The organism is Bordetella genomosp. 9 (assembly GCF_002261425.1).
Classification (GTDB): Bacteria; Pseudomonadota; Gammaproteobacteria; order Burkholderiales; family Burkholderiaceae_B; genus Bordetella_C.
This window is the reverse complement of record NZ_NEVJ01000003.1, coordinates 1,986,959-2,005,183: the sequence shown is the minus strand read 5'-3', so window position 1 is coordinate 2,005,183 and position 18,225 is coordinate 1,986,959. Positions and strand designations below refer to the sequence as shown.

Genomic DNA, 18,225 nt, shown 5'->3' with positions numbered 1-18,225 from the left:
GCGCGGTGTCGGCGCCGGTATCGGTATCGACCACGCTCATGCCGACCACGTCCAGTCGCGGATATCCTCGCGGTCTATGCCTTCGGCATGCGCGTGATCCATGTGGACGATGATCTGGTCGCGCAGCCATTCCTTGACGTGCGCGCCGCGGCTCTGCAGCGCCGGCACGCGGTCGATGGCGTCGATGGCCAGGTGGAAGCGGTCTATCTGGTTCACCATGGCCAGCTCGAAGGGCGTGTTGATGCTGCCCTTTTCCTGGTAGCCGTGCACGTGGATGTTCTCGTGGTTGCGCCGGCGGTACGTCAGCTTGTGCACCAGGGTCGCATAGGAGTGGAAGTTGAAGATCACGGGTTTGTCCGTGGTGAATAACGAATCGAAGTCGCGGTCCGACAGGCCGTGCGGATGATCGGTGTCCGGCATGAGGCGGAACAGGTCGACCACGTTCACGAAGCGGATCTTCAGGCCTTCGCACCTTTCCTTCAGGATCTGCACGGCGGCCAGCGCTTCCATGGTCGCCACGTCGCCCGCGCAGGCGATGACCACGTCGGGCTCGCTGCCGTGGTCGGTGGACGCCCATTCCCAGATGCCGATGCCCTTGGTGCAATGCTTGATGGCCGAATCGAGGTCCAGGTACTGCAGGTGGGGCTGCTTGTCGGCGACGATCACGTTGACGTAGTCGCGCGTGCGCAGGCAGTGGTCGGCCACACTCAGCAGGCAGTTGGCGTCCGGCGGCAGATAGACCCGCACCACCTCCGGGCTCTTGTTGCAGACCACGTCCAGGAAACCGGGATCCTGGTGGGTGAATCCATTGTGATCCTGGCGCCAGACCAGCGACGTGATCAGCAGGTTGAGCGACGGGATCGGCGCACGCCAACTCAGTTCCAGCTTGGCCTTCTCCAGCCATTTGGCGTGCTGGTTGAACATGGAGTCGATGACGTGCACGAAGGCCTCATAGGTCGCGAAGAAGCCGTGTCGGCCGGTCAGGACATAGCCTTCCAGCCAGCCTTCCAGGGTGTGTTCGCTGAGCATCTCCATGACGCGGCCATCGTGCGCCAGCTCGCCGCCATCCTCGTCCACCGGCAGGGTTTCCGCCATCCAGGTCTTGGGCGATACCTCGTAGACCGCCGTGAGCTTGTTGCTGGCCGTTTCGTCGGGACCGAACAGGCGGAAGTTGTTCATATTGCGCGCCATGACGTCGCGCAGGAACGTGCCCAGCACCGCGGTCGGCGACAGGTAGGTGGCGGCGGGCGCCTTGACCTGCACCGCGTAGTCGCGGAAATCGGGCATGTCCAGCGCCTTGCACAGCAGGCCGCCGTTGGCATGCGGATTGGCGCTGATGCGGCGATCGCCTTCCGGCGCCAGCGCCCGCAGGAAAGGCATGGGCGCGCCTTTTTCGTCGAACAGCTCTTCGGGGCGATAGCCGCGCAGCCAGGTTTCGACCACCTTCAGGTTGGCCGGATTGGTCGCGGGATCGGCCACGGGCACCTGGTGCGCGCGCCAATAGCCTTCGACGCGGTGGCCGTCGACCATGCGCGGGCCGGTCCATCCCTTGGGACTGCGCAGGACGATCATCGGCCAGCGCGGGCGTTCCAGGTTGCCTTCTTCGCGCGCACGGCGCTGGATGGCCGCGATCTCGTCGAAGCAGCGATCCATCGTGGCCGCCATCGCGCGATGCATGGCCTGCGGCTCGTCGCCTTCGACGAAATAAGGACGATGGCCGTAGCCTGTCAGCAGGGCTTCCAGTTCCTCGCGCGGGATGCGCGCCAGGATGGTGGGGTTGGCGATCTTGTAGCCGTTCAGATGCAGGATGGGCAGCACCGCGCCATCGCGCACCGGGTTCAGGAACTTGTTGGAATGCCAGGACGTCGCCAGGGGCCCCGTTTCGGCTTCGCCGTCGCCGACCATGACGGCGGCGACCAGGTCGGGGTTGTCGAACACCGCGCCGTAGCCATGCGACAGGCTGTAGCCGAGCTCGCCGCCTTCGTGGATGCTGCCCGGCGTTTCGGGCGTGCAATGCGAACCGATGCCGCCCGGAAAGGAGAACAGCCGGAAGAACCGCTGCATGCCTGCTTCGTCCTGGGCGCGGTCCGGATAGATCTCGCTGTAGCGGCCTTCCAGGTAGGCATGCGCCAGCGTGGCGGGAGCGCCGTGCCCGGGCCCCGATATGAACATGACGTTCAGGTCGCGCTGGCGGATGAGCCGGTTCAAATGCACGAGCGTGAAGGATTGGCCGGGGTCCGACCCCCAGTGCCCCAGCAGGCGGCGCTTGAAATGATCCGCCTGCAGGGGTTCGCGCAGCAGCGGATTGGCCCGCAGGTAGATCATGCCCGCCGCAAGGTAGTTGCAAGCGCGCCAGTACGCGTGCATGGCCTGCAATTCCTCGTCGCCGAGCGGCGGGTCTTGCGTCACTTGCACAGGGGGTTGGGAGAGCGTCATCGTGCCGGCTCCTTGCCGGGCGCGCGCCCGGCGCAAGCGAACCGTCCGTCGCACGGAAACGTGCTGCCGGGATAGGTTCTGGGTGAAATCCAGGGCCGCGGCGGCGTGGCGGGGCCAGAACCGCGCAGCGCAGCAAGGCATATGCCGCCCGGGAGGCTTTTACGCATCGCGCGCGCGGCGGTAACATCGTGCCGCCGCCGCGCGGTCCTGGCAAGCCCTGTTACCGCGCCCACCCAGCCATTGGCATGGCAGCAGCTTCGATGGAAATGTGCATGAATACGGCAGGCAAGCAGATAGAGATTCCCGCTTTGTATATGCGTGGCGGCACCAGCAAGGGCGTGTTTTTCCTGCCCCAGGACCTGCCTGCCGACCCCGCGCGCCGCGATGCGGTGCTGTTGCGCGTCGCCGGCAGCCCCGATCCCTACGGCAAGCAGATCGACGGCATGGGTGGAGCCACGTCCAGCACCAGCAAGGTGGTGATCGTGGGCAAGAGCACGCGGCCCGACTGCGACGTCGACTACTGGTTCGGCCAGGTCGCCATCGGGCAGCCTCTGGTGGACTGGAGCGGCAATTGCGGCAACCTGACTTCCGCCGTCGGGCCGTTCGCGATACACCGCGGCCTGGTGCAGGCGCCGGCCGATGGCGTGGCCACCATACGTATCTGGCAGGCGAACATCCAGCGGCGCATCATCGCGCAGGTGCCGATGCGCGATGGCCAGGTGCAGGAACTCGGCGATTTCGAGCTGGACGGCGTGACCTTCCCTGCCGCGGAAATCCCCTTGACCTTCCTCGATCCCGGCGCGGGCGGCGATGCGCAGGGCGGCGGCATGTTCCCCACCGGCCGCGCCATCGACGAGATCTCCGTTCCCGGCGTCGGCACCATACAAGCCACGCTGATCGACGCCGGCAATCCGGCGGTGCTGGTCGATGCCGCGGCATTGGGCCTGACCGGCACCGAAACGCAGGCCCGCATCAATGGCGATGCGGCGCTGCTGGCGCGCATGGAGCTGGTGCGGGCGCACGCCGCCGTGGCGATGGGCGCGGCGCGGACGGCGGCCGAGGCCACCGCGACGCGGCAGCATACGCCCAAGCTGGCTTTCTTCGGCCCGCCCGCCAGCTACGTCGCGTCCAGCGGCGCGCCGGTCGACGCGGCGACGATCGACGTCGCGGCCCGCATCATGTCGATGGGCCAGCTGCATCATGCGATGACGGGTACGGGCGCGGTCGCCATCGCGGCGGCCGCGGCGGTGCCGGGCACCATCCTCAGCCGCATCCTGGGCGGCGCGCGCGATACGCTTTCCTTCGGCCACACGTCCGGCCGGCTGCGCGTCGGCGCCGAAGCGCGGCAGCACGAAGGACGTTGGGAAGTCACCAAGGTGACCTTGAGCCGCAGCGCGCGGCGCCTGATGGCCGGTTGCGTTTACGTGCCGGCTTCCGCCTGGGACGGTCAGGCCTGAGCAGTCAGCGGGCATGGCTTTTCCGCGCCGGGCGGCGCGCCGTCGATCCAGGCACGCACCGACCGCGTCAGCAGCGTCAGTTCCCGCTGCGCGGTCCGGCATGCATCCGCGGCTGCCGCCATGCCGTCGCGCGCCAAGTCCTGCTGCGCCGTGACGCAGGCCTGCGCAAGGGCGGCGGCGCCTGCCATGCGCGCGACGCCATGCAGTGCATGCAGCACGTCGGTGGCGGCCCCGCAATCCTGGCGGTCCAGCGCCCGCCGCAGCGTCGCGGCGTCTGCTTCGCCGGTATCGCGCAACATCGCCAGGAAGCGGTCGGCGATCGCGCCGTCGCCGGCGGCCAGGGCCTCGAGCGCGCCGGGATCGAAGCGCAGGCCCTGCCGCCAGGCCGCATGCAGGCCATCGCGCGCACGCGGCAACGCCGCCAGACGCCGCTGCAGGTCCGGCAGCGTGACGGGCTTGAACAGGCAGGCATCCATGCCGGCCTCCTTGCACCACGCGATCTCGTCCTGCCGGGCGCTGGCGGTATAGGCCCACACGATGCACGGCGCCACGTCCAGCGTCGATTCCGCCTGGCGTATCCGGCGCGCCAGATCGTAGCCGCTGCCCTGCGTCATATTGCAATCGGTGATCACCACCTGGTAGGCGCCGGGCCGCCATAGCCGCCACGCGGCGCGGCCGCCGCCGGCCTGCACGACCTGATGTCCCAGGAATTCCAGTTGTTTGCGCAACAGCAGCCGGCTGGGCGCGTTGTCGTCGGCCACCAGTATCTGCAGCGGCGGATGTTCCGGGCGGCATGCCGGCGTGGCGGCGCCGGCATCGGGCGGCGCCGGCAGGATGTCCGCTTGGAAATCGAAGCGCACGGCGCAGCCCCGGCCGGGCGCGCTCTCCAGCCGCAAGGTGCCGTTCATCAAGGCCGCCAGCCGCCTGGCGATGTTCAGCCCCAGTCCGCTGCCGCCCTCGATGCGCGCGCCGTCCGGCGCCTGGGCGTAGGGTGCGAACAGTTTGCGCTGGTCCGCCTCGCCGATGCCGATGCCCGTATCGATCACATGCATGGTTACCGCCAGGCGCATGGCCTGTGGGCGTCGCGCGCGCAGCCGTACCGTGACATGTCCGGTGTGGGTGAACTTCACCGCATTGCTGACCAGATTGGAGAGTATCTGCCTGACCCGCATGGGATCGACCAGCACGTCGACGTCGACGTCATCGCCGGCCTCGACACGCAGCGCCAGGCCTTTGTCGCGCGCCATGCCCTGGAAGACCTGCGCCACGGATTGCGCGAGCGTGCGCAGGTTGGTTCGCTGCGGCAACAAATCGAGCTTGCCGCGATCCATTCTTTCCAGGTCCAGGATGTCGCGGATCAGATCGAGCAGCCCCTGCGCCGCGCCATGCGCGACGCGCAGGTGGTCCTGCACGTCCTGGCCCGCGGCGGCTTCCTTCAAGCCCAGTTCCAGCATGCCCGCCACCGCATTGAGCGGCGTGCGGATCTCGTGGCTGGCGACCGCCAGGAAATCGCTTTTCGCGCGGGATGCCGATTCGGCCGATTGCGCGGCGGCGCGCAGCTCGTGTTCCTGGCGCACGCGACGGGCGATCTGCCGGCGCAGATGGCCGTTCCAGCCGACCAGCATCGTCCCGGCAAGCATGCTGGCGCCGAGCATCGGATCCAGCAATGCCAGTTGTTCTTCGAGCATCTCGCTGATCCACGCGGTCGACCCGTCGTCGTCGTTGGGGGCATGCGCCGCGTCGGTGCCGCAGGCCAGCAGCAGGAGTACCGAAATCCATGCCGCCCGACCCAGCAGGGCAGCTCTCATGGTGTCACACCAGGCCGTTGCGCCTGGCGATGTCGGTAAGTTCGAGCAGCGTGGCGGCGTTCAGTTTTTCCTGCAGCCTGCTCTTGTACGTGCTGACCGTTTTTTCGCTGAGCATGAGCGTGGCGGCGATGCTCTTGTTCAAGGCGCCCCGCGCCAGGTGCTGCAGCACCACGAGTTCGCGATCGGAAAGCTGCTCGATCAACGCAGCTTCGCTCATCGCGGTGCCGCGTTCGCCGCTGGGGTGCAGCGCCACCGTCGGGAAATACGTGTTGCCCTGCAACACGGCCTTGGCGGCGCTGACAAGTTCCTGCAGTTCCTTGCCCTTGTATACGAAACCGGATGCCCCCGCGTGCAGGCAGCGCGCGGCCAGGTGGTCCGGATTCTGCGCCGTCAGCACCACGATGCCCGGCTTGTGGTCGCGGCCGTCCGCCCGCAGGCGGCTGATCACCATCAGCCCGTCCATTTTCGGTATGCCGATGTCCAGCACGATCAGGTCCGGGCGATGCTCGCGCGCGGCGCTCAACGCATCCACGCCCGTGGACACTTCCGCCACGACGTCCCAGCCGTTCTGTTCCAGTATCGTTCTGACCGCGAAGCGGATCATGGGGTGATCGTCGACGATCACGACGCTTCCTACTCTTTGCACTTGGACCTCATCTTAGAGCGCGGCAAAGTATAAGTAGGGAGGGGTGGTCGTGGCACGCAGGCCACCATGCGGTCGTTGCAGAACGGCTACTTATTGCGACTAGTTGCAAACGACGCGCAACATAAATGAAAAGGCCACGGCCGGAGCCGTGGCGAAAACAAGCACGTGTGGTCGCCGATCCTTACCAGGGGCAAAGCTGATAAATCACGACGACGGCTAACGCTACCATCCTTGGAGCCTTATGGGCGCGGAGGATTGTTTCGAAAGAAAACGAAAAATCAGTGTCCCCTGATGTGATTCCAAACTGGTGATCGCTTGACAACAAGACATCGTAGATGGACGCTAGCGCACGCGATCCGAATACGAGTACACGTCGTTCTGCCAAGTCAATAGGGGAGTTTCGCGGTTCCGGTCGAGGGCGCGCGCATGCTATAGAAATGCATTGCGAAAAGGGGAGAACATGGAACTGTATATGACGATAGGCGAGGGGTACCGCCTGACGCTGGACGTGGACGAGTCCGCGTCGGGATACGGGTGGTATATCTATCTCGCGCTATCGAAAGAGCAGGGCAAAGGCACGCTGGTGATCAGTGACGAGTCCTGCGAGTCCGCGTCCGAGGCCGCGGCAGCCGGGATGCAGGCGCTCGAGCGATACAAGACGGAGCAGCGGATATCCGTGGTGACGCCGTCGGCGGTCGCCGTGTATTGACTCGCGGCAGTCGGCCGCGCCGCCGTCGCGGCGGCGCGTTTTACTCAAGGCCGCTGACGTTGCCGGCGCGTTTGCCGGAACGGCGTACGTTCAGCCCAGGGTGCCATGTTCCATCAGATGACGGCGGACACCGCCCTGACGCTCGAGCATCCAGCCCGGATACTCTGGCGGCAGGGCGCTGACCTCGGCCAGCGCGGCCAGCTCCTTGTCATCGAGCCTGATATCGACCGCACCGATATTGTCATGCAACTGCTCGATACGTTTGGCGCCCACGATCGCCGTCGTGACCGCCGGCTGATGCAGCAGCCAAGCCAGCGCGATCTGCGCCACCGACGCCTTGTGCGCGTCCGCGATGGTGCGCATTGCATCGACGCAATCGAAGGCGCGGTCGCGGTTGACCGGCGGAAAGTCGAACGTGGTGCGGCGATCGCCTTTCTCGCCTTGCTTGTCGCGTGCATACTTGCCGCTCAACAGGCCGCCCGCCAACGGACTCCAGACCATCAGGCCGACGCCTTCGCTGCGCAGCAGGGGGACGATTTCGCGCTCCAGGTCGCGGCCGGCGATCGTGTAGTACGCCTGCAGCGATTCGAAGCGGGCCAGCCCCAGCCGCTCCGAAATGCCCAGCGCCTTCATGATCTGCCAGGCGGCCCAGTTGGACACGCCGATATAGCGGACGTGGCCATGCTGCACCAGGGTGTCCAGCGCGCGCAGCGTTTCCTCGATCGGAGTGGCCGGATCGAAGCCGTGCAGCTGGTACAGGTCCAAATGGTCCAGTTGCATCCGCTTGAGAGAGACCTTGACGCTATCGATGATGTGGTAGCGCGACAGGCCGCGTGAATTGACGCCGCGGGTGCCGGTTTCGCCCATGACCTTCGAGGCGACCACCACGTTTTCGCGCGGCACCTTCAGATTGCGCAGCGCCTGGCCGGTCAGGGTCTCCGAACGCCCGCCCGAGTAGACGTTGGCGGTGTCGATGAAGTTGATGCCGGCGTCCAGGGCGGCGCCGACCAGCTTGTCGACCTCGTTCTGCTCCAGGTTGCCGATCTGCCCCCACATGGTGCCGTCGTCACCGCCGAACGTCATGGTGCCCAGGCACAGTTCAGACACGAATAAGCCGGTATTGCCAAGTTTGTTGTAGCGCATGGGATGCTCCTGATCGTTGATCGCTCACGGATAAACCGGCGCAGTATGCGCGCGAGGTCTGTAAGTCACGTGCTCGATCCTGTTCGATTACTGCCTAATCCTCCAGGGATCCATGGCGCCAGTGGGGGCGCTGCCCATCTGACAGGAAACTGGCGCTATTCTTTCATTGCACAAAATTCCACGCGTCCGCGGGGGCAACATCCCGGGGACCGCCCTCCGATCCGGTGAACCATGGGCCTGAACGAGATACCCGATTCCTCTTTGCACGCCACGCCCGCGCTGGACGAGCCCGACGCGGCCTTCGACGCGCCGCGCCGCGAACTGCTGGACCGGCTGATCCGCCTGACCGGGACGCTGGAAGGCTCCATGGTCACGGCGGTGCCTGGCCTGCATCTGCACCGGCTGACGAGCACGCGCGGCCACCAGCATGCGCTGCAGCTGCCGATCTTCGCGGCGATCGCGCAGGGATCCAAGCGCCTGCTGGTGGGCGACGAGGTCTACGAATACGACCCCCTGCATTACCTGGTGTCCTCGGTGGATCTGCCCGTGATGGGCAAGGTGACCGTGGGCAGCCCGACGGAGCCCTACCTGGGCCTGCGGCTGGACCTGGACATCGAAGCGATAGACGCCTTGATCCGCGAGGTCGGGCCGCCGCCCGATTCACAGTCGGAAGTCAGCCGGGGCCTGTACGTCAATCGCCTGGGCGACACCTTGCTGGACGGCGTGCTGCGCCTGCTGCGGCTGCTGGATACGCCCGTGGATATTCCGGTGCTCGCGCCCATGATCAAGCGCGAGATCTTCTATCGCCTGCTGATGAACGGGCAGGGGGCGATGTTGCGCCAGCTGGTGCAGAAGGACAGCCATACGCAGCGTATCGCGAGAGCCATACGGCTGCTGCGCGAGCAGTACGTGCGTCCGTTGCGGGTCGAGGACCTGGCGCGGCACGCGCATATGAGCGCATCGTCCTTCCATCATCACTTCAAGGCCGTCACGGCCATGAGCCCCTTGCAGTTCCAGAAGCAGCTGCGCCTGCAGGAAGCCCGGCGGCTGATGTTCACCAGCGATGCCGACGTGGCGGTGGTCGCGCACCAGGTGGGGTATGAGAGCCCGTCGCAGTTCAGCCGCGAGTACAGCCGCCTGTTCGGCTCGGCCCCGCTGCGGGACAAGCGGCGCTGGCTGGGGGAAGGGCTGACGCACTGATCCGCGCGGATCACTTCACCCGCTGTTTTTCCAGCTTGCGCGCCAGCGTGCGCCTGTGCATGCCCAGGCGCCGCGCGGTTTCCGAGATATTGAAACCCGTTTCGGCCAGCGTCTCGTGTATCCGCTCCCATTCCAGCGTCTTGATGGACGTGGGGCGGTCGCTCAATTCGGTTTCGACGTCACCGGCGTCCCGGCCGAATGCCTGTTCGATATCGTCCGTGTTCGACGGCTTGGCCAGGTAGTGGCGCGCACCGAGCTTGATCGCCTCCACCGCCGTGGCGATGCTGGCATAGCCTGTCAGCACCACGATGATGGTCTGCGGGTGATGCGCATGCAGCGCCTGCACGCAGGCCAGCCCCGACGCGTCGCCCTTGAGCTTCAGGTCGATGACGGCATAGCCGGGTTGATGGTCCGGCAGCAGCGCCTGCAGGGTCTCCAGGCCGGTGGCGTGCAGCACGCGGTAGCCGCGCCGTTCGAACGAGCGGCCCAGGGTGCGCGCGAAGGTCTCGTCGTCCTCGACGATGAGCAGCAGCCGCTCCGCGGCCGGTCCGGCATTGGCGTCTTCAGGAAGCGGGTGTGGTCCCATCCGGTTCCTCCAGGGTAATTGCCGAAAGCGGCAGCCGCAGCGTGACGCGCGCGCCGCCTTCGGCGCGGTTCTCGGCAGACACCGTGCCCCCCAGGGTGCGCGCCACGTTCACCACCAGGAACAGCCCCAGCCCGCCACCCGGCCGGCCCTTGCTGGACTGGTAGGGCTTGCCGAAACTGGCCAGCATGGGCGGCGCGAATCCGGGCCCGTCGTCCGTGACTTCCAGCAACAGCGCGTCGTCCTCGCGGCCCACCCGCAGGGCGATCCCCCGTCGCGCCGCTTCCAGCGCATTGTCCAACACGTTGCAGATCATCTGCTTGAGGGCCGAATCCGAGACGATGCGCAGATCCGGGCCGAAGCCGTTTTCATAGCGCAGCTGTTCGTCGAAGCCGCGCGTGGCGCGCCATTCCGCCACCAGCTCGTCCAGGAAGGTATGGACGGTGGTTTCGGCGGGCGCGTCGCCGCGCGCTTCGCCGGCGGACAGCAGGATGCCGCCCACGATGGATTTGCAGCGCGCCACGGACGCCTGCATATCGCCGATTTCCTGCAGCAGCTGCGGATCGTCCTTGAACGGCCTCATGTGTCGCCAATCCCCCAGGATGACGGCCATGGTCGCCAGCGGCGTGCCCAGCTCATGCGCCGCGCCGGAGGCCAGCAGGCCCATGCGGACGATATGTTCTTCTTCGGCCGCGCGTTGGCGCAGGTCGGCCAGGTGGGCGTCGCGCGCCCGCAGGTTGCCGTTGATACGCGTGATGAACACCACCAGCAGGGATGCATTGAGCGCGAAGCAGATCAGCATGCCCTGCACGTACAGGCTGGCCAGGCCGTTGCCGTGGTCCAGCGGCAGCGTCAGCGGCCGGCCGGCGGCGGCCAGCAGCATGAAGCACAGCGTCGTGGTGATGACCAGCATCCACGTGCTCCACGGCTTGAGCAGCACGGCGCCGAGGGTGACCTGCACCAGGTAGAGGAACACGAAGGGGTTGGTCGCGCCCCCGCTCAGGTAGAGCTGGGCGGTCAGCGCGACCAGGTCCACCAGCATCGCGACCAGCAGTTCGGTATTGCTCACTTCGGGGGCCAGCTGCAGGCGCAGCATGCCGACGATGTTGAAGGCGATCAGGCCGCCCAGGACGGGCACCATGTAGTTCAGCGGCAGCGGCACGCCGAAACCCATCACGACGACGTAGATGGTGGCGACCTGGCCCAGCACGGCGATCCAGCGCAGCGTGATCAGCTGCTGCATGTTCTTGTGGCCGGTGGTGTCGTGCCGGCGCCGGCCGCTGGGCATCATGGGCGGCGGGTCCGCTGCCGGCGGCGTTCTTCGCGGACGGTGTAGAAGGCCGCGCCGGCCACCATCAGGGCCAGGGCGTACCAGGTGATCGCGTACACCAGGTGGCTGTTGTGGAAGGCGATGACGGTCATGCCGGCGCGCGGCCAGGTGTCGGGCGCGGCGCCGCGCGCGGCCTGCGCGTTCGCGTTCACGGCGGGAGCCTGCGCGTCGACGAAATACGGCGCGGTATCGGACAGTCCGCGCGCCGCGGCGATGGCCTGCACGTCGCGTGAATACCAGCGGTTGCCGGCCGGATCGTTATGGCGCAGGAACCCCCCGCCGGGCTCGCTGATGCGCAGCAGTCCGGTGACCGTCACGCCGTCGCGCGCGGCCGCCTCCGGGTGCTCGATGCCGCCGCGCTGGTCGCCCGGCACGAAGCCGCGGTTGATCAGCACGGTCGTGCCGTCATCCCGCAGCAGGGGCGTGATCACCCAGTAGCCGCTGCCCAGTTCGGTGCTGGCCTGGGTGAGCGTTTCCTTGCCGTAGTCGTAGCGTCCGGTCAGGGATACGTGGCGGTACTCGTCGCTGTCGGCGGTCATGGCGGGCCAGCGTTGCGGCCCCGGCGCCGGCTGCGCGGGCGCGTGGACGCGTTGCTCCACGCGCGCGATCAGGTCCAGTTTCCAGGCGCGCCGCTGCACCTGCCAGGTGCCCAGCGCGCTGAAGCCCACAAAAAGCAACACCGCCACGACCGCCATGCAGATCAGGACTGCCGGGCGGCGCCCGCCGCCGGTGTCGGCGTCGGGCAGGGCGGTGTGCGACGGACCCCGGCCATGCGGCGAGCGTGGGGACTCGCCATCCGGCGGAAGGGTCACATGGGGATCGGCCATCCTTACGGCATGTTCTTCATGTCGGTCATGGACGGCATCATGTTCACGTTCAGGTGATACATGACCCACAGCGAGCCGGCCAGCGTGATGACGACGATGACCACGGTGAAGATCAGCGCCAGCATGGTCCAGCCGCCTTCCGAGCGGGCGTTCATGTGCAGGAAGTAGATCATGTGGACCACGATCTGCACCGCGGCCAGGCCCAGGATGACCATGGCGGTCGTGCTGGACTGGTCGAACACCTTGCCCATGACGATCCAGAACGGGATCGCCGTCAGGATGACCGACAGGACGAAGCCCGTCATGTAGCCCTTGAAGGTGCCGTGCGCGGCGCCGTCGTCGTGGTCGTCGTGATGATCGTGGCCGTGGTCGTGATCGCCATGGGCCAGCGTACCGTTATGCGTGCTCATGGCAGCACTCCCATCAGGTAGACAAAGGTGAACACGCCGATCCAGACGACGTCCAGGAAGTGCCAGAACATCGACAGGCACATCAGGCGGCGCTTGTTGGCCGAGGTCAGGCCGTGGCGGCCGACCTGCACCATCAGGGTGATCAGCCAGATGATGCCGCTGGTGACGTGCAGCCCGTGCGTGCCCACCAGGGTGAAGAACGACGACAGGAAAGCGCTGCGGCCGGGGCCGGCGCCTTCGTGGATCAGGTGCGCGAATTCGTACAGTTCGAGCCCGATGAAGGCCGCGCCGAACAGGCCGGTGATCAGCAGCCACATCTGCGTTGCGCCCACGCGGTTGCGGTTCATCTCCAGCATGGCGAAGCCATAGGTGATGGACGACAGCAGCAGCATCGACGTGTTCAGCGCCACCAGCGGCAGGTCGAACAGGTCGGCGCCGGACGGGCCGGCCGCATAGCTGCGGCCCAGCACGCCGTACACCGCGAACAGGCTGGCGAAGATGAGGCAATCGCTCATCAGGTAGATCCAGAAGCCCAGCAAGGTGCCGTTCTTCGGATGGTGTTCCTCCGTCAGGTAGAACCGGAGGTTTTCCGGCGCAGCCGCGGCGCCGGGTTGGGTCAGGACGGTGGCTTTAGACATGGTTCGCTAGCAGACGGGTACGCTCGGCTTCGGTGCGAACGACTTCGTCCGCGGGAATGTAGTAGTCGCGCTTGTAGTTGAAGCTGTGGACGATCGCCGCGGCGATGGCGCCGACGAAGGAAGCGATCACCAGCAGCCACATGTGCCAGATCATGCCGAAGCCGAAGGCCGTGCACAGTCCGGCGATGATGACGCCGGCGGCCGTGTTCTTGGGCATGTGGATGGGAATGAACCCTTCCGTCGGGCGCTGCGAACCGCGCTGCTTCATCTGCCACCACGCATCGCCTTCATGGATCTGCGGGGTGAAGGCGAAGTTGTAGGCGGGCGGGGGCGACGAGGTCGACCACTCCAGCGTACGGCCGTTCCAGGGGTCGCCCGTCACGTCGCGCAGCTGCTCGCGGCGGCGGAAGCTGACGTAGATCTGGATCAGGAAGCTGGCGATGCCGATGGCGATCAGGCCGGCGCCGATGGCGGCGATCACGAACCAGATCTGCAGCGACGGATCGTCGAAGTGGTTCATGCGGCGGGTCACGCCCATCAGGCCCAGCACGTACAGGGGCGCGAAGGCCACCCAGAAGCCCACCAGCCAGAACCAGAACGAGACCTTGCCCCAGAATTCGTCGAGCTTGAAGCCGAAGGCCTTGGGGAACCAGTAGTTGATGCCCGCGAACATGCCGAACAGCACGCCGCCGATGATCACGTTGTGGAAGTGGGCGATCAGGAACAGGCTGTTGTGCAGCACGAAGTCGGCCGGCGGAACGGCCAGCATCACGCCGGTCATGCCGCCGATGACGAAGGTCACCATGAAACCCACCGTCCACAGCATCGGCACGTCGAAACGGATGCGGCCGCGGTACATCGTGAACAGCCAGTTGAAGATCTTCGCCCCGGTCGGGATCGAGATGATCATCGTGGTGATGCCGAAGAACGAGTTGACGCTCGCCCCCGAACCCATGGTGAAGAAGTGGTGCAGCCACACCAGGTAGGACAGCACCGTGATCACCACGGTGGCGTACACCATGGACGCATAGCCGAACAGGCGCTTGCCGCTATAGGTGGACACGACTTCCGAAAACACGCCGAAGGCCGGCAGGATCAGGATGTATACCTCCGGATGGCCCCAGATCCAGATGAGGTTGATGTACATCATCGGGTTACCGCCGAAGTCGTTCGTGAAGAAGTTCGTTCCGGCGTAGCGGTCCAGCGCCAGCAGCGCCAGCACGGCCGTCAGGATGGGGAAGGCCGCGACGATCAGCACGTTGGTGCACAGCGACGTCCACGTGAAGATGGGCATCTTCATCAAGCCCATGCCGGGCGCGCGCATCTTGACGATGGTCACCAGCAGGTTGATGCCCGACAGCAATGTCCCCAGGCCCGCGACCTGTAATCCCCAGATGTAGTAATCCACCCCCACGTCCGGACTCTGCAGGATGCCCGACAGCGGCGGATAGGCCAGCCAGCCGGTGCGCGCGAATTCGCCGACGAACAGCGAAGTCATGATCAGCACGCCGCCGCCCACCGTCATCCAGAAGCTGAAATTGTTCAGGAAGGGGAAGGCCACGTCGCGCGCGCCGATCTGCAGCGGCACGATGTAGTTCATCAGGCCCGTGACCAGCGGCATCGCCACGAAGAAGATCATGATCACGCCGTGCGCGGTGAAGATCTGGTCGTAGTGGTGCGGCGGCAGGTAGCCGGTGGAGTCGCCGAAGGCGATCGCCTGCTGCAGGCGCATCATGATCGCGTCGGCGAAGCCGCGCAGCAGCATGATGATCGCCAGCACGATGTACATGATGCCGATCTTCTTGTGGTCGATGCTGGTGAACCAGTCGCGCCACAGGGTGCCCCACACGCGGAAGTAGGTCAACGCGCCCAGCAGCGCGATGCCGCCGATGGCCACGAAGATGAACGTCACCACCAGGATCGGTTCATGGTAGGGGATCGCCTCCAGGGATAGGCGGCCGAATAATAGCTTTTGCAGGTCTAGGTTCTCAAACATCTCGATTCCCGTGACGGGAGGCGCAAGGCGGAAAGAGGGCGGGCGGCTGATTCAGGTTCGGATCAGAGCGGTACGCGATCGTCCAGGACGGCGGCGCCGGTGGGGTTGGCGGGCGTGCAGACGGCGCCGACATAGTTCCGCGCGGACGTGTCGGCCAGGCCGAGACGAACGCGGGTCGAGCCGTTGTTGGCGACGTTATAGGTGCCGGACGTACCGAGGCCGCCCTTCTCGTCGATCGCCATCATGTCCTTGATGCACATGCGGTTGGCTTCGACGCAGCGGTTGACGATGGCGTCATACAGATCGGGCGCCACCTTGGCGTAGCGGCGGACCGGGTCTTTTTCGCTGGGCTGTTCCAGTTTCAGGTAGACCGGGCGGGTCAGTTCACCCCCGCCGTCGCGCGTCTGCTGGACCCAGTTGTCGAAATCGGCATTGGTCATGCCGTAGAACTTGAAGCGCATGTTCGAGAAACCGGCGCCGCTGTAGTTGGCCGAAAAGCCTTCATACACGCCGGCCTTGTTGATCACGGCGTGCAGCTTGGTTTCCATGCCGGGCATGGCATAGACCTGGCCGGCCAGCGCCGGGATGAAGAAGGAGTTCATCATCGTCGACGACGTGATCTTGAACGTAATGGGCCGGTTGACCGGCGCCACCAGCTCGTTCACCGTGGCCAGGCCTTCCTCGGGGTAGATGAACAGCCATTTCCAGTCCAGGGCCACCACTTCCACCGTCAGGGGTTTGACGTTGGTCGGCAGTTCATGGCCTTCGGCGATGCGGTCCAGCGGGCGGTAGGGGTCCAGCCGGTGGGTCGTCACCCAGGTGATGGCGCCCAGGGCGATGATGATCAGCAGCGGGGCCGACCACACCACCAGTTCCACCACGGTGGAGTGGTGCCACTCCGGGTCGTAGGCGGCGTTGGTGTTGGAAGCGCGGTAGCGCCAGGCGAACACCAGGGTCAGGATGATGACCGGGATGATGATGATCAGCATCAACACCGTGGAGATGACGATCAGATCGCGTTGCTGCACCGCGATATCGCCGGACGGCGACATCACGACCCCGTTGCAGCCGCCCAGGAGGGCGACCAGGGCGAGCAGCGGAAGCAGGAGAAGTCGGCGGGAAAACGTGGAGGATGACATGCCGGGCGACGAAAGCTCAAACAGGAACTGGGGCGGAATGCTGACGGGGAGCTGTAAGCGCCGCGTAAGCTTGCGAGAAAAAATCACGCGAAATGTACAATTTTTGACGCACTGCGGAAAGTGGACATTTTGTCCTACCTATGGCGGCAAGCCGAAAGTCGTGCCATGCTAAGGCACGCCGGGCCTGTTGAAGGGCAATATTCGGTAAGCAGCAGGCCTGCGCGACAGTAGGGGGCGGTCTTCGGGAACGAAGCCTGCTATGGCCGGGCAACCGGTCGCAATGATCGCGAGGAGATAAGATGTCCACGACTGCAGCATTCCCAGACGCGTCATCGACTACGCTCGAGCGTGACGCAAGGTTGACCACCGCCGACCATTCCAAGGTCGCGCCCGGAGAAATCGCCATTGGCGTCGTCATAGGACGGGCCTCCGAATATTTCGACTTCTTCGTATACGGGATCGCCTCGGTACTCGTCTTCCCGCAGGTGTTTTTCCCGTTCCTGACGCGGCTCGAAGGCATACTGGCCGCCTTCGTCATATTTTCCTTCGCCTTCATCGCCCGGCCCTTCGGCACCGCCTTGTTCATGGCCGTGCAGAGGCGTTGGGGCCGTGCGACGAAGCTGACCATCGCACTCTTCGTGCTCGGTACGGCTACCGCCGGTATCGCCTTCCTGCCCAGCTTTGCCACCCTGGGCGAACGCGCCATTATATTGCTTGCCGTGTTCCGCTGCCTGCAAGGCCTGGCCACCGGGGGCGCCTGGGACGGCCTGCCGTCCCTGCTGGCCCTGAACGCCCCGCCGGAACGGCGCGGCTGGTACGCGATGCTGGGCCAGCTGGGCGCGCCCATCGGCTTCCTGCTGGCGGGCGGCCTGTTCCTGTACCTGCACACCAACCTGAACGCCGACGACTTCACCGAATGGGGCTGGCGTTATCCCTTCTACGTCGCCTTTGCCATCAACGTCGTGGCGCTGTTCGCCCGCCTGCGCCTGGTGGTGACGCATGAATACACGCGGCTGCTGGAAGAAGGCGAGCTCGAGCCCATCCCCGCGCACACGCTGATGCGCTCGCAGGGCTATAACATCTTCCTGGGCGCCTTCGCGGCCCTGGCCAGCTATGCCTTGTTCCACCTGGTGACCATCTTCCCGCTGTCGTGGCTGGCGCTGCAGTCCACGCAGTCCATAGACGCCATCCTGAGCGTCCAGGTCATCGGGGCCTTGCTGGGCATCCTGGGCACCATGGCCTCGGGCTGGCTGGCCGACCGTATCGGCCGCCGCAATACCCTGGGCACGCTGGCCTTCCTGATCGGCGTGTTCAGCCTGTGCACCCCGTGGCTGCTGGACGGCGGCACCGTGGCGCAGGACGCCTTCATCCTGATCGGTTTCGTGCTGCTGGGCTTGTCCTACGGCCAGGCCTCGGGCACCGTGACGTCCAATTTCGCCCGGCGGTTCCGCTATACCGGGGCGGCGTTCACGGCCGACTTCGCCTGGTTGTTCGGCGCGGCGTTCGCGCCGGTGGTGGCGTTGAGCCTGTCGGCCCGTTTCGGCCTGGGCGCGGTCAGCGTCTATCTGCTGTCCGGGGTGGCCTGCACGCTGCTGGCGCTGCGCATCAACCGCTCGCTGGAGCTTCAGCGCGACTGACACCCGCATCGAGCCCTGAACCCTGAACCCTGAACCGGACGCCGCGCGACAGCGGCGTTCCGGGCCAGCCCCAGGGTGAATCGCTGAGCCGGCCTTGCCGGCTTTTTTAACGTGTGCTCGACACAGATTGCATGATATTGGTGTCGAATCGTTGAATGCGTTACATTAGCGCGGCCCGCGGGAGACGAATGGGGTGGGGGCAAGGTTTGCGCAACGCCATAAGCGCTGCCGTACGCCAATCGGCCTTTCGTGCCCGCTTCATTCAA

Annotated in this window: 15 protein-coding genes; 4 read left to right on the top strand and 11 right to left on the bottom strand. The window is 65.8% G+C overall.

What is annotated here, in order from left to right:
* Nucleotides 1-36: 36 nt before the first annotated feature.
* On the bottom strand, nucleotides 37-2,436 hold the full coding sequence (locus tag CAL26_RS20155; protein ID WP_094848521.1) for a phosphoketolase family protein: 2,400 nt from the start codon (nucleotides 2,434-2,436) through the stop codon (nucleotides 37-39).
* Between the two features lie 272 nt (nucleotides 2,437-2,708).
* On the opposite strand from CAL26_RS20155, the gene prpF reads away from it, so the two are divergent.
* The gene (prpF, locus tag CAL26_RS20150; RefSeq protein WP_094848520.1) at nucleotides 2,709-3,893 is read left to right on the top strand and encodes a 2-methylaconitate cis-trans isomerase PrpF; all 1,185 of its coding nucleotides are present in this window, start codon (nucleotides 2,709-2,711) and stop codon (nucleotides 3,891-3,893) included.
* Here the strand turns inward: prpF and CAL26_RS20145 are convergent.
* Together CAL26_RS20145 and CAL26_RS20140 are read right to left on the bottom strand one after the other, a co-directional pair.
* Nucleotides 3,884-5,701, bottom strand: coding sequence for an ATP-binding protein (locus tag CAL26_RS20145; RefSeq protein ID WP_094848519.1), 1,818 nt, complete (start codon nucleotides 5,699-5,701; stop codon nucleotides 3,884-3,886). The genes prpF and CAL26_RS20145 overlap by 10 nt on opposite strands.
* 4 nt (nucleotides 5,702-5,705) lie before the next feature.
* A complete protein-coding gene (locus CAL26_RS20140; RefSeq protein WP_256988539.1) occupies nucleotides 5,706-6,347 on the bottom strand; it encodes a response regulator transcription factor in 642 nt (213 codons plus the stop codon).
* 460 nt (nucleotides 6,348-6,807) lie between these two features.
* On the opposite strand from CAL26_RS20140, the gene CAL26_RS20135 reads away from it, so the two are divergent.
* Nucleotides 6,808-7,056 (top strand): hypothetical protein, encoded by a 249-nt coding sequence (locus tag CAL26_RS20135; protein WP_143277460.1) that lies wholly within the window; start codon nucleotides 6,808-6,810, stop codon nucleotides 7,054-7,056.
* A 90-nt stretch (nucleotides 7,057-7,146) separates the two neighbouring features.
* Here CAL26_RS20135 and CAL26_RS20130 read toward each other — a convergent pair whose 3' ends face one another.
* On the bottom strand, nucleotides 7,147-8,199 hold the full coding sequence (locus CAL26_RS20130) for an aldo/keto reductase (protein ID WP_094848517.1): 1,053 nt from the start codon (nucleotides 8,197-8,199) through the stop codon (nucleotides 7,147-7,149).
* Between the two features lie 231 nt (nucleotides 8,200-8,430).
* Here CAL26_RS20130 and CAL26_RS20125 point away from each other — a divergent pair, with 231 nt between their 5' ends.
* On the top strand, nucleotides 8,431-9,399 hold the full coding sequence (locus CAL26_RS20125; RefSeq protein WP_094848516.1) for an AraC family transcriptional regulator: 969 nt from the start codon (nucleotides 8,431-8,433) through the stop codon (nucleotides 9,397-9,399).
* A gap of 10 nt (nucleotides 9,400-9,409) precedes the next feature.
* Here CAL26_RS20125 and CAL26_RS20120 read toward each other — a convergent pair whose 3' ends face one another.
* The 7 genes from CAL26_RS20120 to cyoA form a co-directional block, all read right to left on the bottom strand.
* The gene (locus tag CAL26_RS20120; protein WP_094848515.1) at nucleotides 9,410-9,985 is read right to left on the bottom strand and encodes a response regulator transcription factor; all 576 of its coding nucleotides are present in this window, start codon (nucleotides 9,983-9,985) and stop codon (nucleotides 9,410-9,412) included.
* Complete coding sequence (locus CAL26_RS20115) at nucleotides 9,963-11,273, bottom strand: ATP-binding protein (RefSeq protein WP_094848514.1); 1,311 nt, start codon at nucleotides 11,271-11,273, stop codon at nucleotides 9,963-9,965. The genes CAL26_RS20120 and CAL26_RS20115 overlap by 23 nt, the downstream gene beginning before the upstream one ends.
* Nucleotides 11,270-12,139, bottom strand: coding sequence for an SURF1 family protein (locus CAL26_RS20110; RefSeq protein WP_094848513.1), 870 nt, complete (start codon nucleotides 12,137-12,139; stop codon nucleotides 11,270-11,272). Before CAL26_RS20110 ends, CAL26_RS20115 begins: the two co-directional genes overlap by 4 nt.
* A 2-nt stretch (nucleotides 12,140-12,141) precedes the next feature.
* Nucleotides 12,142-12,549 (bottom strand): cytochrome o ubiquinol oxidase subunit IV, encoded by a 408-nt coding sequence (cyoD, locus tag CAL26_RS20105; protein WP_086066441.1) that lies wholly within the window; start codon nucleotides 12,547-12,549, stop codon nucleotides 12,142-12,144.
* Nucleotides 12,546-13,187, bottom strand: a complete 642-nt coding sequence (cyoC, locus tag CAL26_RS20100) for a cytochrome o ubiquinol oxidase subunit III (RefSeq protein WP_086066440.1) — start codon at nucleotides 13,185-13,187, stop codon at nucleotides 12,546-12,548. Before cyoC ends, cyoD begins: the two co-directional genes overlap by 4 nt.
* A complete protein-coding gene (gene cyoB / locus CAL26_RS20095) occupies nucleotides 13,180-15,183 on the bottom strand; it encodes a cytochrome o ubiquinol oxidase subunit I (protein WP_094848512.1) in 2,004 nt (667 codons plus the stop codon). The genes cyoC and cyoB overlap by 8 nt, the downstream gene beginning before the upstream one ends.
* Nucleotides 15,184-15,245: 62 nt before the next feature.
* On the bottom strand, nucleotides 15,246-16,322 hold the full coding sequence (gene cyoA / locus CAL26_RS20090) for a ubiquinol oxidase subunit II (RefSeq protein ID WP_094848511.1): 1,077 nt from the start codon (nucleotides 16,320-16,322) through the stop codon (nucleotides 15,246-15,248).
* A 299-nt stretch (nucleotides 16,323-16,621) separates the two neighbouring features.
* On the opposite strand from cyoA, the gene CAL26_RS20085 reads away from it, so the two are divergent.
* On the top strand, nucleotides 16,622-17,959 hold the full coding sequence (locus CAL26_RS20085) for an MFS transporter (RefSeq protein WP_094848510.1): 1,338 nt from the start codon (nucleotides 16,622-16,624) through the stop codon (nucleotides 17,957-17,959).
* The last annotated feature ends 266 nt before the right edge of the window (nucleotides 17,960-18,225 follow it).